We start from the raw sequence: 15,159 nt of genomic DNA, 5'->3' as shown, positions 1-15,159 counted from the left end.
GGTCAGGCTCCTACAGTCTCGCGCTTGGCGTCTTCGTTGAGGTCGGAGACGCTCGAGAGCGTGCCCCGGATGGCGGTCGCTGCGGCCACCAGCGGCGACACCAGGTGGGTGCGGCCGCCCTTGCCCTGACGGCCCTCGAAGTTGCGGTTGGAGGTGCTGGCGCAGCGCTCCCCCGGCGCGAGCTGGTCGGGATTCATGCCGAGACACATCGAGCAGCCCGCGAAGCGCCATTCGGCGCCGAACTCCTCGACGATCTTGTCGATGCCCTCGGCCTCGGCCTCGATGCGCACGCGTGCGCTGCCGGGCACCACCATGACGCGCACGCCGTCGGCCTTCTTCTGACCCTTGATGACGCTCGCGAAGGCACGCAGGTCTTCGATGCGGCTGTTCGTGCACGAGCCCATGAAGACGGCGTCGACCTTGATCTCCTTGAGCGGCGTGCCGGCCTCGAGGTCCATGTACTCCAGGGCCCGCTCGGCGCTCGCGCGCTCGTTGGGGTCGATGATGGTCGACGGATCGGGCACGCTCTCGCTCAGCGACACGCCCTGCCCCGGGTTGGTGCCCCAGGTGACGAAGGGCTCCAGGGTGTCGGCGTCGAGGAAGACCTCGGCGTCGAACACCGCGTCGTCGTCGGTCTGCAGGGTGCGCCAGTAGGCGACCGCGTCGTCCCAGTCCTGCCCGGCTGGCGCGTGCGGGCGGCCCTTCAGGTAGTCGAACGTGATGTCGTCGGGGGCCACCATGCCCGCGCGGGCGCCGGCCTCGATCGACATGTTGCAGATGGTCATCCGGCCCTCCACGGAGAGCTGACGGATGGCGCTGCCGCGGTATTCGAGCACGTAGCCCTGCCCGCCGCCGGTGCCGATCTTGGCGATCACGGCGAGGATGATGTCTTTCGCGGTGACTCCGGGGCGCAGGGTGCCCTCGACCGTGATGGCCATGGTCTTGAAGGGCTTGAGCGGCAGGGTCTGGGTGGCGAGCACGTGCTCGACCTCGCTCGTGCCGATGCCGAAGGCCATGGCGCCGAACGCGCCGTGCGTGCTGGTGTGCGAATCGCCGCAGACCACCGTGATGCCGGGCATCGTGAGGCCGAGCTGCGGGCCGACGACGTGCACGATGCCCTGCTCCAGGTCGCCCAGGGAGTGCAGCCGCACGCCGAACTCCTTCGCGTTGGCGCGGAGGGTGTCGATCTGGGTGCGGCTGGTGAGGTCGGCGATCGGCTTGTCGATGGCCAGGGTGGGGGTGTTGTGGTCTTCGGTCGCGATGGTGAGGTCGAGGCGTCGCACCGGGCGGCCCTCCGCGCGCAGGCCGTCGAAGGCCTGGGGGCTCGTGACCTCGTGCACCAGGTGCAGGTCGATGTAGAGCAGGTCGGGGCTGCCGTTCTCGCCCTTCACGACGAGGTGGTCGTCCCACACCTTCTCGGCGAGTGTGCGCGGGCGTCCGGCACCGGCGCCCGTGTCCTGCGCGTCGAAGGCGGGTGCCGGGTCCGCGGCGGGCGTGGCGTCGGCCGCCTCCGCTGCGGCGGCATCCGTGGCGTCGAGGTCGGTGTCGGCGAACTCGGCCTCGGCGGCGGCCGCTTCGGCATCCGCCCTCAGCAGCTCGCGGATGTCGATCGCGACGGTGTCGATCGCGACGGTGTCGAGCGAGGCGGAGTCCGCCGCCGCGGTGTCGACGCCCTCGGGGGCGTTGTCAGAGGATTCGTTGGGTACTTCGGAGCCCGCGCCGGGTGCCGAAGACGATGGGGTGCTCATGGAATCGCGTGTCCTTCGAAGAGTAGGGGGTCAGCCATCGACAAACTCCGCGACGAGGGAGGCCTGGAACTAGGACTCGTCGCGGCAACGAAGGAGAAGCCGACCGAACAGCACCTCCCGATCGTACCACCGCCCCTGCTCCCCACCCCCAACCCGCCGCGCCCCTCCCACCGCCGCTCTCCATCACTCGACCACTCCATCACCCCATCGATCCGTCACTTCTGGTCGGAATAACACCGCCATAGCGACCTCAAGTGACGGATCGATGCCCGCAGCGTTGTGGGGGCATCAGACCTCGAGGCCGGCGGCGCGGAGAGCAGCGCGCGTGCGCGGCACGGCGACCCTGGGCGCGGAGTCTTTGCCGATGCGGATGTGCGTCCAGCGATCGGCGAGCAGATCGTCGTGGCGCTCGATGTCGCGCTGGTATTGCCGCGAGTCGGTTCGATGCTGCTGGCCGTCGTACTCGACCAGCACCTTCTCGTTCGGGTAGACCAGATCCCCGATGGCGATCCTGCGCCCGAACGAGTCGTAGATCGGATGGTTCGTCAGCGGCTCCGGCAAACCGGCATCGACGAGTTCCAACCGCAGGAACGTCTCCCGCGGCGACTCCACCCTCGGCCGCACCCTTTCGAGCGCGGCGCGCGCGAACCGACCGTGGCGGCCGGCGAACTCTCCGACGCGCCGCGCGAACTCGTCGACGCCGACGTAGGGGCGGGGATCGTCGAGAACCTGCACGATGGGATCGAGGATGAAGTGATCCCCGACCGCAACCAGCCATCGATGATCGAGGACGCCGGCCAACTGCAACCAGGTCGTGACGGGATCGGTGACCAACATGCCCTCGCGTCGCACCACCCGCACATGTGCGCCGCTGAGCTCGTGCCCGACGACCCCGCGCATCCGCACTCGGGATGCACCGGCCCGGCTCGCTACGTGCACGGGGCCGTCATCCATGCCGACGGGGAGAGGACACCCCCAGATCACCGCGGCCGTGACGTGGCTGAAGCAGTGGTCGGCGGACATGACGGCACGGAAGGCGCGGCATCGCTGCGCGTGCGTCACAGCGGAGGAGTTCGCGACCCGCGCACCGCGGAACGGAGCTGCGAGGTCGCGTGCGCGCATCCGTCTGGGCGAAACGCCCTGTGCGCGTGCTTCCCTCACGCCGAACGCCCTCGCACTCAGCGGGTCGGGCAATGGAGATGGCGTTCGCATGCCCCCATGCTCCCCGACCACCCGCCACCCACGTCCCTATTCCACAGCTCCACGCGCCACCCCCGAGTTATCCCCACCTCGATCCGTCACTTGTGGTCGGTATGACGGGCTCAAAGCGACCATAAGTGACGGATCGGCAGGAGGGGTGGGGGGGGGTCAGGCCGCGGGGGTGGGGGTGCGGCGCATCTTGATGAGGGAGGCGATCGTGGCCACCGCCATGGAGAGGATGATGACCGCGAGGCTGGTCCAGGTGTCGATGTCGGGGATCCACTCGATCGGGTGACCGCCGTTGATGAAGAACACCTCGTTCTCGTGCAGCGCGTGGAACACCAGCTTCACGCCGATGAACGCCAGGATGAACGCGATGCCGTAGTGCAGATAGACCAGCTTCTCGAGCAGCCCGCCGAGCAGGAAGTAGAGCTGCCGCAGACCCATCAACGCGAACACGTTCGCCGTGAACACGATGAACGGCGACTGCGTGATGCCGAAGATGGCCGGGATCGAGTCGAGCGCGAACAGCAGGTCGGTGGAGCCGAGCGCCAGGAACACGATGAGCATCGGCGTGAACATCTTCTTGCCGTTGAACGTGGTTCGCACCTTCGCACCGTCGAAGTCGGGCGAGATGTCGATGCGCTTGCGCAGCATCCGCACCAGGCCGTTCTCGCCGTCGCCCTCGTCCTGACTGCCGAAGGCCTGCTTCCAAGCCGTGTAGAGCAGGAACGCGCCGAAGATGTAGAAGATCCAGCTGAGGCTCTCGATCAGCTGCGCGCCGATGAGGATGAAGATGCCGCGCAGCACGAGCGCGATGATGATGCCCACCATCAGCGCCTCCTGCTGGTATTTCCGCGGCACGTTGAAGCGCGCCATGATGATCACGAACACGAACAGGTTGTCGATCGACAAGCTGTATTCCGTGAGCCACCCGGCCAGGAACTGGCCCGCGTGCTCCGCGTCGGCGAACACCAGCATGAGCAACGCGAAGATCAGCGCCAGCACGACGTAGAAGACGACCCAGAGCGTCGCCTCTTTGAACGAGGGAACGTGCGGACGCTTGAACGCGATGATGAGGTCGGCGGCCAGGATGAGCACGAGAACCACCAAGGAGGTGATCTCGAAGGCCAAAGGGAGCTCGAGGTGCAAGGGGAACCTTTCGGTCAGAGTTTCAGGCAGCACGAACTGCCGAAAGTCTCTCCCGCGCGGCACCGGTGAACCGGCCTCCGCGCCACCGCTCCCGGGCACCCGACGACGGATACCGTGATGACGACAACGGCGAGGTGGGATACTCCCCTTCTCACGGCAATACTACAGGGAGCGCCTCGGTAGAATTCCCCTCGTGAGCCAGGACGAGAGCCCCGACCGCCCGACCGCCGATCAGCCCCCGCGCACCTATCGCACCTCCGCGACATCCACCGCGCTCGGCTACTTCATCTTCGCCAGCCGCTGGCTGCAGGCGCCGCTGTATTTCGGCCTGATCGTGGCCCAGCTGGTCTACGTGATCGTGTTCATGGTCGACCTCGCGCACATCGTCGAAGACGTCGCGACCGGTATGACCGAGATCGACGAGACGAAGATCATGCTCGCCGTGCTCGGCCTCATCGACGTGGTGATGATCGCGAACCTGCTGATCATGGTGATCATCGGCGGGTACGAGACGTTCGTGTCGAAGATCAAGGTGACCGGGCATCCGGATGAACCGGAATGGCTCTCGCACGTCAACACCAACCTGCTGAAGGTGAAACTGGCGGTCTCGATCATCTCGATCTCGTCGATCCACCTGCTGCGCACCTTCATCGAGGTGGGCGACATCGGGTCGGAGCACCAGGAGTCGGAGACCGGCGAGACCTACACCGAGGCCGGCGTGTTCTGGCAGGTCGTCATCCACCTCTCCTTCGTGGTGTCGGCGCTGGCGCTGGCCTGGATCGACCGGATGTCGCACAAGCCCGTCTCGGGCCCGAAGAACCGCGGGCGCACCGACTACACCGAACCCACAGCACCGCTCCCCGCTGGGCCTGCCGTCGCCCCGCGCGACCGTCAGCCCCAGCTGGTGGGCTCCGCATCCGGCGAGGCGCCGGTGCCGGTGACCGCCGTTCGCGGGTACCTCGTCGACGGCAAGTTCATCGAGGCCTGAGCCGCTCGACGGCCGGCAGCCGCCCGGCCGGCGACCCCTCCGCGACGGGTGGGTCAGCGGGCCGAGGCGCGGGCGAGCTCGTCGCGCACCTCGGCGGTGACGTCGTTGAGGCGCTGCTTCAGCCGGGTCACGAGCTCGGGCGAGATGCCCTCGCGGGTGGCCGCCTTGCGGAGATCCAGGCGCAGTCGCTGCCGGAAATCGGTGATCGCCGCGTCGGCGTCGCGGAGCGCTTCGGCCGAATCGGCACGGGAGGCACGGGCATCGGACGCTCCGTTCACCGAACCGCCCGACATGGTCCAGCCCGCGCCCGAGGTGGGCGAGCCGGCTGAGCCCGACGGACCGCCAACGCCACCGGAGGCTCCTGACTTGGCGCTCGTGCGCGCCTCGCGAGCTGCCGAAGCGAGGTCGGCCTTGAGACTCTTCATGGCCTGGTCGACCCCCGACCGCACCTCGTCGGCGAGCCGCCGCACCGAGTCGGAGAGCTCCGCCTCGATGTCGTCGAGTTCGCCCCGGCGGGCGTCGAGTTCAGCACGGCCGGCATCCGTGATCGCGTAGACGGTCTTGCGGCCGTCGGCGGTCTTCGTGACCAGACCCTCTTCCTCGAGCTTCGCGAGGCGCGGGTAGATCGTGCCGGCGCTCGGGCTGTAGGTGCCGCCGAAGCGGTCGCTGAGCGCCTGGATGAGCTCGTAGCCGTGCTTCGGCGATTCGTCGAGGAGGCTCAGCAGGTAGAGGCGCAGGTGGCCGTGACCGAACACGGGGGTCATGCCGACGCCTCCTCGGCGGAGGTGCTCGTGGCGGTGGCTCCCGCGCCGGCTTGAGGGTCGGTCGCGGGCGTGGCCGTCTCGTCACGGAAGACGACGGTGATGTTCCCCGACACCGAGTTCGCGCGGAACTCGGTCCATTGCCCGTCGAGGGCGCCGGTGTGGCCGTTGTAGCCGCCGCCGCGCAGTCCCTTGATGGTGCTGGCCCCCAGCTGCAGGGTGCCCGACACCGAGTTGACGTTGTATCGTGCGGCCACGTCGTTGTCGAAGCGCACGGTGAGGTCGCCCGAGACGGTGTTGTTCTGGATCTCGTCAGGGGTTCCGGTGGTGTCGACGAAGACCTCGCCCGAGACGCCGTCGGAGGAGAAACGGCGGATGGCGCCGGAGGCCGTGATGTCGCCCGAGACGGTGTGGGCGTTCACCAGACCCGTGTGGTCGCGGATCGACACCTCGCCGCTGACGGTGTTGATGTCGAGATCGCCGGTGACCGAGTCGACGACGACCTCGCCGGTGACCGTGCTGATGCGCGCATCCGTCGTCAGGCCCGAGATGAGAGCCGAGGCGGAGATGACGCCGAACTTCAGCGCCACGTCGCGCGGCACCATGAGGCTGATGTCGGCCCGGGCGTTGCCGCGCCACGACTTGAAGACCTCGATGAAGTTGTCCCACCGCAGTTGCGGGTGGTCGATCTCGAGGCTGTCGCCGTCGATCGAGATCTTGAGGTCTTTGCCGGTGACCGAGTGCACCTCGATGCGGGCGCCCGGCTCGTCGTGCCCGATGATGTCGATCTGCCCGCCGATGAGGCCGACCTTGAGCGACCGCACCAACTCGATGTCGATGACCTTCGGCCCGTCGACGATCCACTTCTCCAGTACCACGATGTTCTCCAAACCTGCGTCGCGATATATCGCGTTGATGATGAAGACACGTTATATCGCGTTTGGCTAGGTGTCAAGCTATATCTCGATCGTGTACCGCCTCGCCACCTTCCCGCGCCCGGCCGGCCTCCGGCCGGTCAGGCCCTCATTGCTCGCGCCGCCGCTACTGCGGCGCGAGGCGACATGTTCGCGCGCGGTCGGAGGGCCCGGCCTCCGGTCGGACCCTCCGGCCACGCGCTCACCCTGGGTCGTCGAGCGCGGCCCGCGGCTTGCTATCTCGTCCCAGACGCCTTGGGAAGGGCACGATGCGCGGGACGGGTCTCGCGCGTTACCCGATCCCGTGCTCGCTCAGGAACGGCATCGGGTCGTAGCGCACGCCGTCGGCGCCGTACATCTCGAAGTGGGTGTGCTCGGTGGTGGCGTTGCCGGTGCGGCCCGTGAGGCCGATCACCTGCCCGGCAGTGACGATCGAGCCCACGCCGACGGTCAGCGATCCGTCGAGGAAGTGCATGTACATGCTGCAGACGGCCTGCCCGCCCACTTTGTGGGCGATCGAGGTGTAGACGCCGCCCGTTCCGCCGTTGCCGGATGCCGCGATCACGACGCCGTCGGCGATGGCGTGCACCGGGACACCGGGGCCGTTCAGCATGTCCACGCCCTTGTGGAAGCCCTCGGCGCGCGGGCCGAAGCCGTCGGACATCCGGTAGCCGTCGGGGTAGACCGGCGAGAACGCGGCGGATTCGCCGACCGCGTCGGCGCCGGCCTGGCACTGTGCCCCGCCGTAGCCGCCCTCGCTCGAGCCGCCCGACGACGCCACGGGTTTCGGCGTGGGAGTGGGGGTGGGCGTGTGGATGACGAAGCCGTCGCGCGAGACGGCCGGGCCTTCCCCTTCGAGGGCCGAGAACGACTGCTCTCCCCCGACCGCAGCATCGATCTGCACGTTGTCGAAGGAATCCGGGGTCGTCAACGAGGCCGCGGGCACCGATGTGGCGACGGCGACACCGAACACGAACGTCATGGCGACGACGCCGAGCAGTGGGCCTTGGTACTTCATCCGCCCCATTCAACAGGCCGGACCCGCACAACACAACCGGAGGCACCACGGACAGCGCTCATCGTCGCGTCGTGCACGACGCTCCCGGCGAGAAGGGACAGAATCGGATCATGCCACTTCCGATCGAGGATTACGCCATCATCGGTGACTGCCACACGGCCGCGCTGGTCGGCCGCAACGGGAGCATCGACTGGCTCTGCCTCCCCCGCTTCGACTCCGCCTCGACCTTCGGGGCGCTCCTCGGCACGGAGGAGCACGGGCGCTGGTTGGTGGCCCCCACCGACCCGGCAGCCACGTCGACGCGCAGCTATCTCGACGACACCTTCATCCTCATCACCCGGTGGGAGACCTCGACCGGGGTGGCCGAGGTGATCGACGCCATGCCGCACGGCGACCGCCGCGCCGACCTGGTGCGACGGGTGCGCTGCGTCAGCGGAACGGTCGAGATGCGCCAGGAGCTCGCCATCCGCTTCGGCTACGCCGATGCCCTCCCCTGGATGCGCCAGGCGCCCGAACACGGGCACAACGCCGTGGTCGGCGTGGCGGGCCCCGATGCCGTTGTCGTGCGCGGCCCCAAGCTGCAGGCCACCAATCACTTCCACGAATCGGTCTTCACCCTCGCCGAGGGCGAGCAGACCGACATCGTGATGACCTGGTTCCCGTCGCACCGCACGCCGCCCGAGCCGATGGACGTCGACGAGCGCCTCGAGCACACCGCGGCGTGGTGGCGCGACTGGGCGGCGTCGACCGAGTTGCCCGAGCCCTATCAGGCCGAGGTGCGCCGCTCGCTCCTCGTGCTCCGGGCCCTCACCCACGAAGACACCGGCGGCATCGTCGCGGCGGCCACCACGAGCCTGCCGGAGCAGTTCGGCGGGGCGCGCAACTGGGACTACCGCTACACCTGGCTCCGCGACGCCTCGCTCACCCTGGCCGCGCTGATGCTGCACGGCTACGAGTCCGAGGCCGGGCACTGGCGGCGCTGGCTGCTGCGCGCCATCGCGGGCGACCCTGCCGACATCCAGATCATGTACGGGCTCTCCGGCGAGCGGCACCTGCCCGAGTACGTGATCGAGAGCCTGCCCGGATACCTCGGCGCGTCACCCGTGCGCGTCGGGAACGGCGCATCCGGCCAATATCAGGGCGACATCTTCGGTGAGCTCATGGTGGCGTTGCGCGAGGCGCGGCGGATCGGGGTCGACGAAGACGAGTTCTCCTGGCCCCTGCAGCGCGCGCTGCTCGGATTCCTGGAGGAGAACTGGATGCGCCCCGACAACGGCATCTGGGAGATCCGCGGTCCGCAGGTGCCCTTCACGCACTCCCGGGTGATGATCTGGGCGGCGTTCGCGTGCGGGGTCGAAGCCGTGCGGGTGTACGGCCTCCCGGGCGACGCCGACCGGTGGGAACAGCTGCGCGACACGATCCGCGCCGAGGTCGAGGAGCACGGCTACGACCCGGTGCGCAACACCTTCGTGCAGCACTACGGCTCGACCGAGGTCGACGCCTCGCTGCTGCTGCTCTCGCAGGTGGGGTTCGTGAGCGCGACCGACCCGCGGATGCTCGGCACGGTCGCCGCGATCGAAGAAGACCTGCTGCACGACGGCCTGCTGCTGCGCTACCGCACGGAATCGGGGGTCGACGGGCTCGAAGGCGGGGAGCATCCGTTCCTCGCCTGCTCGTTCTGGCTGGTGCAGCAATACGCCCACTCGGGGCGCCTCGACGACGCCCGCGAGCTGATGGACCGGCTCGTCGCACTGGCGAACGACGTGGGCCTGCTCTCCGAGGAGTACGACGTGGCCGGCAAGCGGATGGTGGGCAACTTCCCGCAGGCCTTCTCGCACCTCGCGCTGGTGCGGGCGGCGGATGCGATCGCCACCGTGTCGATCGGGGTCACCCACACGCCTCTGCTCGAACCCTGAGCGCGCGCGGCGCGGCGGGAGCCCGCGTGGCTGGGGCACGGCACCGACGACACGCAGTGCGGCCGCGTCCTCCGGGTTGTACCTGATCATCCCGCCGTTCCACCGAGCCCTGCAGCGCTTGCGGTGGCCGGGCGAGCGATTAAGCTCGAATCGATGCTGCCACTCACCGAGTCGGAGATCCGCGCCTCCTTCACCAACACGAGCGCGCACGAGATCGCCCGCATGACGTTGCCCGGCCTCCACGAGATCGTGTGGGAGGACAGGGAGTTCCTCGGCTGGCGCGACGCCCACGCCATCCACCGCGGCTACATCGTCTACTGGCGCGACGACCGGCCCGTCGGCATCCTGCTGAAGGCAGCGGGCTCACGGATGCGGCCGGGCATCTCGGCGATGTGCTCGCTCTGCCGCACTCCCCTGCCGGGTGGCCAGGTCACCCTGTTCACGGCACCCCGCGCGGGGCAGGCGGGCATCGACGGCAGCACCATCGGCACCTACATCTGCTCCGACCTGACCTGCTCGATGCTCATCCGCATCGTGCCACCGAAGTCCGACATGCAGCCCGACCCGGCCGACGTGATCGCCTCCCGCGCCGAGGGATTGAGTTCCCGCCTGAACTCCTTCACCGACGACGTGCTCCGCGCGGGCTGAGTCACCACGCCGGACGATCGGTGGCGGTGCGCGGGGCCGGACGGCCGGGGGCGCGGCGGCCGGGCGCCGTGACGTCGCGAGCGGCCTCCGAGATCGCGGCGCGAGCGAGCTCCTCGAGGCTGGCGGATGCCGCTTCCGCACTCGAGGCCGCCGCGCCGTACCACCGGCCGCAGGTCACCACGACGACACCGTTGAGGGTCATGTACCAGCCGCGGCTGCCGGGGCGCGGACCGATGACGGGCGTCACCACCAGTTCGTCGATGCGGTCGCGCAGCTGCAAGACGTGCGCACGGGCGCTCGAAAAACTCGGATAGACGTGGGCCGAGCGGCACAATTCCCGGTTGTTGGTGGCGAGGATGCGCCAGATGCCGGTTCGTTCGGCGGCTCCTGACGCGATCGTCGAGGCCACCCCCGGGCGCGAGCCCGCCCGTTCGGGCGAGCCTGCCGACGACACGGGCGCCACGACCTGACGGAAGCGGTTCCACGAGTCGAGCATCGGATCGCCGCCCGCACGGAACGACGAGAAGACGACGCGTGACGTCTCCGACATGCCGTTACCCCCGATGGATTGATTACCGGGGAAACGATCGGGTCGCCGGATGACGGATGCACGCCCACCGGCTGAAGAAGAGGTAGACGGCGGATGAGGAAACACCCGATTGCTCTGTGTTAACGATCGCGGTGAATGGCCTGGGAAGGCGCTACGAAGACCCTCTGAAGAGCCTCAGCCGTCGTTCTCTTCGAGCGTCTGCTCGTCGGTGTCGATCTCCTGATCGGGGTCTTCCGGCTCGTCGGCGAGGGTCTCGTCGACGCCCGACGGCGCCGCATCCGTCGTGGGCCCGTTGCCCACCACGCCCTGACCGTCGGGGTAGCCGGCGCCGTCGGGGTATTCGATGTCACTGAGGTCGGGTTCGTTCTTGTCGGTCATGGTGTCCTCCCGGGTCGGCCGACGGCGATCGGTGGATCAGCCGTGTGCCAGCAGCTTAACCACGATCACGACCGCTGCGAACAACAACTCGCCCACGAACACCGCGAGCTTCGCCCACCACGGCAGTCCGGCGCGTGCCACGGCCGCGAAGGCGATCACCGCGAGGCCGAGGGCCATGGTGCCGATCGCGAAGACGAGACCCGTCGTGACGTCGATCCAGCCGAATCCGGCGGCCGCGAGAAAGGCGAGCGGCCAGGCGCTCGTCGAGTACGGCCCGCGGCCTGCACCTGGAGTTCCCACCTCTAAGGCGATGAGACGCCAAAACACGCCGCAACGACACGCCCCATACCGACCGTTTTTGGCGATTCGGTGACCGGAAGCCTTGGCGAAAGCCGCGGGCCGTACTCGACGGCAGCAGATACACGAAAACCCCCGGTTTCCCGGGGGTTTCGCATGTTGTGACCCCAGCGGGATTCGAACCCGCGTTACCGCCGTGAGAGGGCGACGTCCTAGGCCGCTAAACGATGGGGCCGTTCAGACAACTCATCGAGTATGCCACACACCGGAGGCCTTCTCAAAACCGGCGCGTCGGTGCGGGAGCCGGGCACCACCCGTCGCTCAGACGAGCACGGAGAGCGCCCCGGGCACCAGTTCCACCGTCAGCGGGAGCGGCCCGAACCGCTCCCCGTCGGCGTAGCCCACGATGCCGGGCGACGACACCGTCACGGTGCGCCCGCGCAGGAACTCCACGATCTCGAGCTGGGAGTGGGTGCCTGAGAACACCTTGGGGAACAGCCGGATGAACCGCAACCGCGACACCGGCTTCACGATGAACACGTCGAGCAGCCCGTCGTCGAGCAGGGCGTCGGGGGCCACCCGCATCCCGCCGCCGATCGTGGTGTTGTTGGCCACCGAGAGCAGGCACGAGTCCACCTCGTGACGCACCCCGTCGACGGTCAGCTCGTAGGGCCGGGAGCGCAGTGTGACGAGTTCGGCGACGAGAGCGAAGACATAGCGTGACGCGCCCTTGGGGAAGCGCATGCCGTTCGCCCGCTCGTTCACCCGGGCGTCGAAGCCGGCCGAGAGCACGCCCGCGAACCAGCGGTGAGGCGCGTCGCCCTCCCCTTCGACCCCGGTCACGCGGGCGGCGTCGATGACGCGGGGCTCGCGGTCGAGAGCCGCGCAGAGAGCCGCGATGGCGGCATCCGGATCTCCGGTGGGGATGCCGACGCCGGCCGCGAAGTCGTTGCCGGTGCCGGCCGGCACGATGCCGAGCGGGATGCCCGTGCCGGCCACCAGGTTCACCCCGAGATTGACCATGCCGTCGCCCCCGACCACGACCAGGGCGTCGGTCGGCGTGGTGAGCGCCTCCCGGGCCACCCGCACGAGTCCGTCGAAATCAGGGGCGCTCAGCGGCACGACCTCGTGCCCGCGCTGTTTCACCGCGGCGACGGCGGCCGGGCCCACCCGCCGGGTCTTGCCGAAGGAGGCGTTCGGGTTGATCGCGACGACGATCCGCTTCGCAGGGGAGACCATACCGACCGATTATTCACTACGTTGCACAACCGGATGCGCTGGTGTTGAGTCTGAAGACATGAGACTCACGAAATTCGAACACGCGGCCCTCCTCCTCGAGCAATCGGGCAAGAAGCTCTTCGTCGACCCGGGATCGTTCACGACCCCGATCACCGAAGCCTCGGAGACCGTCGCCGTCGTGATCACGCACCAGCACGCCGACCACTGGACGCCCGACCAGCTGAACCGCATCCTCGAGGCCTCGCCGAACGCCGTGATCTACGGACCGCAGGGTGTCGTCGAGGCCGCCTCCGACTTCGCGATCACTCGCGTCGACCCGGGCGACACCGTGGAGGTGGGGCCGTTCACGCTGCGGTTCTTCGGCGGCGTGCACGCCCTCATCCACTCCTCGATCCCGCTGATCGACAACGTGGGCGTGCTCATCAACGACGTGCTCTACTACCCCGGCGACTCCTTCGCCGTGCCCGAGGGCGTCGACGTCGACATGCTGGCGGTGCCGGCGGGTGCCCCGTGGATGAAGGTCGGCGAAGCGATGGACTACGTGCTCGAAGTCAAACCCAAGCGCGCCTTCCCGACCCATGAGATGGTGCTCTCGGTGGCCGGCAAGAACCTCTCGAACGACCGTCTCGGCTGGGCGACGGCGCAGGGTGGCGGCGAGTACTTCGCCCTGCAGCCGGGCGACACGCTCGACCTCTAGGAATAACTCCTAGGGCGCTCCTCCCCGTCCCCTCCTCGCGAACCGTCGATTTTGGCCCTTCCCGGCGCGTTTTAGGGCCAAAATCGACGGGTCGCGAGGAGGGGTCAGGGGGCCAGGGACGGGGGCTCCGTGCCGAAGACGTCGCGGAGCGCGGTGCGGGCGGCGTGCCAGCCGGCCATGCCGTGCACCCCGGGGCCCGGCGCGGTGCTGGCCGAGCAGAGGTAGACGCCGTCGAGCGGCGTGCGCCACGGAGTGCCCGAGAGCACGGGCCGGGCGAGCAACTGGCCCACCGTGGCGGCGCCGCTCGCGATGTCGCCGTCGACGTAGTTGGCGTTGTAGAGCTGCAGCGCCGAGGCCGGGATCGCGGCCGAGGCCACCACCCGGTCGCGGAAGCCCGGTGCGTACTGCTCGATGCGGGCGGTGACGGCGTCCGTCATGTCGCGGCCGGATGCGCGGGGCACGTGCGTGTAGGCCCAGACGATCGTGCGCCCTTCGGGCGCCCGGCCGGGATCGAACCCGCTCGGCTGCGAGACCAGCACGTAGGGGCGTTTCGGATGCGCTCCCCGCGCCAGTTCGCGTTCGGCCGCGTCGACCTCGGCCGCGGCGCCGCCGAGGTGCACCGTTCCGGCGCGGGCGACGTCGGGGTTCGCCCACGGCACCGGTCCGTCGAGCACGTAGTCGACCTTCGCGGCCGCGTTGCCGTAGCGGAACTGCCGCAACGCGCCGCGGTAGCCGCTCGGCAGCAGGTCGCCGCCGATGAGGTCGAGCGCGCGCGGCGTGACGTCGAGCAGCACGGCGTGCGCCGAGGGCAGTTCCCGGAGCGAGTGGATGCGCGTCTCGGTCACCACCTCTCCCCCGTGTGCGCGCAGGTCGGCCACCAGTGCGTCGACGATCGCCTGCGAACCGCCGACCGGGATGGGCCAGCCACCGGGTGCATGGGCGAGCATGCCGAGCAGGATTCCGGCCCCGCGCGCGCCGAGCGACGCGATCGGGCCGATCGAGTGCGCGCTCACGCCGGCGAGCATCCCGCCCGCCTCGTCGGTCTCGAAGCCGGCATCGGCCGCTCGAGCCGAGGCGAGCATCCGGGAGACCATCGACACCGCCGCGAACGGCCGGCGGGGCAGGCGCAGCATCGGCGACATCGCGAATTCGACCACCGCGTCCTGATGTTCGAGGAGCGGGCCGAAGAGCCGGCGCCAGGCCGCACCGTCGACGCCCAGCCCGTCCACGGTGCGGTCGAGATCGCGCCAGGCGATTCCGGCGCGGCCGTGGTCGAGCACCTGCGCGTAGGAGACCTCCGGGGTGACGAAAGACACGCGCTGCTCGATGCCGAACTCGCGGAAGAACGAGGATGCCAGAGCCATCGGATGCACCGCCGAGCACACGTCATGCCAGTGCCCCGGCAGCGTGAGCTCGGCGGACCGGGAGCCACCGCCCGCCGATCCGGCTGCCTCGAACACGCGCACCGAAAGGCCTGCCCGCGCCATGGTGACGGCGGCGGCGAGCCCGTTCGGCCCGCTGCCCACCACGACGACGTCGACCGGCCCCGAACTCATGTCGCCAGACTACCGAGCCTCTTCTCACGCACTCCGCCTACGACTCGTCCCAGATCGGGCGAGAATCAGAGTTTCTGCCTGAAATGGGACGAGTCGG

Annotated in this window: 15 protein-coding genes and 1 tRNA gene; 4 read left to right on the top strand and 12 right to left on the bottom strand. The window is 69.0% G+C overall.

The genetic code is table 11. From position 1 onward, the window contains the following. Positions 1 to 2: 2 nt before the first annotated feature. From leuC to BLW00_RS15715, 3 genes are all read right to left on the bottom strand, one after another. Positions 3 to 1,748 (bottom strand): 3-isopropylmalate dehydratase large subunit, encoded by a 1,746-nt coding sequence (gene leuC / locus BLW00_RS15725; RefSeq protein WP_245741617.1) that lies wholly within the window; start codon positions 1,746 to 1,748, stop codon positions 3 to 5. Between the two features lie 288 nt (positions 1,749 to 2,036). Continuing rightward, positions 2,037 to 2,771: a hypothetical protein gene (locus BLW00_RS15720; RefSeq protein ID WP_139256742.1), complete on the bottom strand. Its 735-nt coding sequence runs from the start codon at positions 2,769 to 2,771 to the stop codon at positions 2,037 to 2,039. Between the two features lie 345 nt (positions 2,772 to 3,116). After that, positions 3,117 to 4,100, bottom strand: coding sequence for a TerC family protein (locus BLW00_RS15715; protein ID WP_092555806.1), 984 nt, complete (start codon positions 4,098 to 4,100; stop codon positions 3,117 to 3,119). A 193-nt stretch (positions 4,101 to 4,293) separates the two neighbouring features. Between BLW00_RS15715 and BLW00_RS15710 the strand changes: the two genes are divergently transcribed. Beyond that, positions 4,294 to 5,088 (top strand): TIGR00645 family protein, encoded by a 795-nt coding sequence (locus tag BLW00_RS15710; RefSeq protein WP_092555804.1) that lies wholly within the window; start codon positions 4,294 to 4,296, stop codon positions 5,086 to 5,088. Positions 5,089 to 5,141: 53 nt separating this feature from the next. On the opposite strand, the gene BLW00_RS15705 is transcribed toward BLW00_RS15710, so the two are convergent. The 3 genes from BLW00_RS15705 to BLW00_RS15695 all read right to left on the bottom strand — a co-directional run bounded on the left by BLW00_RS15705 (position 5,142) and on the right by BLW00_RS15695 (position 7,781). Then, positions 5,142 to 5,852 carry a PadR family transcriptional regulator gene (locus BLW00_RS15705; RefSeq protein WP_092555802.1) on the bottom strand — a complete coding sequence of 237 codons (711 nt, stop codon included), beginning with the start codon at positions 5,850 to 5,852 and terminating at the stop codon, positions 5,142 to 5,144. Further along, positions 5,849 to 6,727 carry a DUF4097 family beta strand repeat-containing protein gene (locus BLW00_RS15700; RefSeq protein WP_092556177.1) on the bottom strand — a complete coding sequence of 293 codons (879 nt, stop codon included), beginning with the start codon at positions 6,725 to 6,727 and terminating at the stop codon, positions 5,849 to 5,851. The genes BLW00_RS15705 and BLW00_RS15700 overlap by 4 nt, the downstream gene beginning before the upstream one ends. Before the next feature lie 328 nt (positions 6,728 to 7,055). Further along, on the bottom strand, positions 7,056 to 7,781 hold the full coding sequence (locus BLW00_RS15695) for a M23 family metallopeptidase (protein WP_175494313.1): 726 nt from the start codon (positions 7,779 to 7,781) through the stop codon (positions 7,056 to 7,058). A 110-nt stretch (positions 7,782 to 7,891) separates the two neighbouring features. Between BLW00_RS15695 and BLW00_RS15690 the strand changes: the two genes are divergently transcribed. Together BLW00_RS15690 and BLW00_RS15685 are read left to right on the top strand one after the other, a co-directional pair. After that, the gene (locus tag BLW00_RS15690; protein WP_092556175.1) at positions 7,892 to 9,697 is read left to right on the top strand and encodes a glycoside hydrolase family 15 protein; all 1,806 of its coding nucleotides are present in this window, start codon (positions 7,892 to 7,894) and stop codon (positions 9,695 to 9,697) included. Positions 9,698 to 9,850: 153 nt separating this feature from the next. Further along, positions 9,851 to 10,345, top strand: coding sequence for an FBP domain-containing protein (locus tag BLW00_RS15685; protein ID WP_092555798.1), 495 nt, complete (start codon positions 9,851 to 9,853; stop codon positions 10,343 to 10,345). Position 10,346: 1 nt separating this feature from the next. Here BLW00_RS15685 and BLW00_RS15680 read toward each other — a convergent pair whose 3' ends face one another. The 5 genes from BLW00_RS15680 to BLW00_RS15660 form a co-directional block, all read right to left on the bottom strand. Further along, entirely contained in the window at positions 10,347 to 10,895 is a 549-nt protein-coding gene (locus BLW00_RS15680) for a hypothetical protein (protein ID WP_092555796.1), read from the bottom strand. A 174-nt stretch (positions 10,896 to 11,069) separates the two neighbouring features. After that, on the bottom strand, positions 11,070 to 11,273 hold the full coding sequence (locus tag BLW00_RS15675) for a hypothetical protein (protein ID WP_092555794.1): 204 nt from the start codon (positions 11,271 to 11,273) through the stop codon (positions 11,070 to 11,072). 36 nt (positions 11,274 to 11,309) lie between these two features. Further along, positions 11,310 to 11,573: a hypothetical protein gene (locus tag BLW00_RS15670; protein WP_092555792.1), complete on the bottom strand. Its 264-nt coding sequence runs from the start codon at positions 11,571 to 11,573 to the stop codon at positions 11,310 to 11,312. 159 nt (positions 11,574 to 11,732) lie between these two features. Continuing rightward, a tRNA-Glu gene (locus BLW00_RS15665) sits at positions 11,733 to 11,805 on the bottom strand. An 86-nt stretch (positions 11,806 to 11,891) separates the two neighbouring features. Further along, on the bottom strand, positions 11,892 to 12,809 hold the full coding sequence (locus BLW00_RS15660; protein ID WP_092555790.1) for a diacylglycerol kinase family protein: 918 nt from the start codon (positions 12,807 to 12,809) through the stop codon (positions 11,892 to 11,894). Positions 12,810 to 12,867: 58 nt separating this feature from the next. Here BLW00_RS15660 and BLW00_RS15655 point away from each other — a divergent pair, with 58 nt between their 5' ends. Then, entirely contained in the window at positions 12,868 to 13,506 is a 639-nt protein-coding gene (locus tag BLW00_RS15655; protein WP_092555788.1) for an MBL fold metallo-hydrolase, read from the top strand. Between the two features lie 104 nt (positions 13,507 to 13,610). Here the strand turns inward: BLW00_RS15655 and BLW00_RS15650 are convergent, their stop codons facing one another. Beyond that, a complete protein-coding gene (locus BLW00_RS15650; RefSeq protein ID WP_092555786.1) occupies positions 13,611 to 15,062 on the bottom strand; it encodes a phytoene desaturase family protein in 1,452 nt (483 codons plus the stop codon). Positions 15,063 to 15,159: the final 97 nt, after the last annotated feature.

It is taken from the genome of Herbiconiux ginsengi (genome assembly GCF_900107435.1).
Lineage (GTDB): Bacteria > Actinomycetota > Actinomycetes > Actinomycetales > Microbacteriaceae > Herbiconiux > Herbiconiux ginsengi.
The sequence above is the reverse complement of the archived record's forward strand: the minus strand, read 5'-3'. Positions and strand labels throughout refer to the sequence as shown.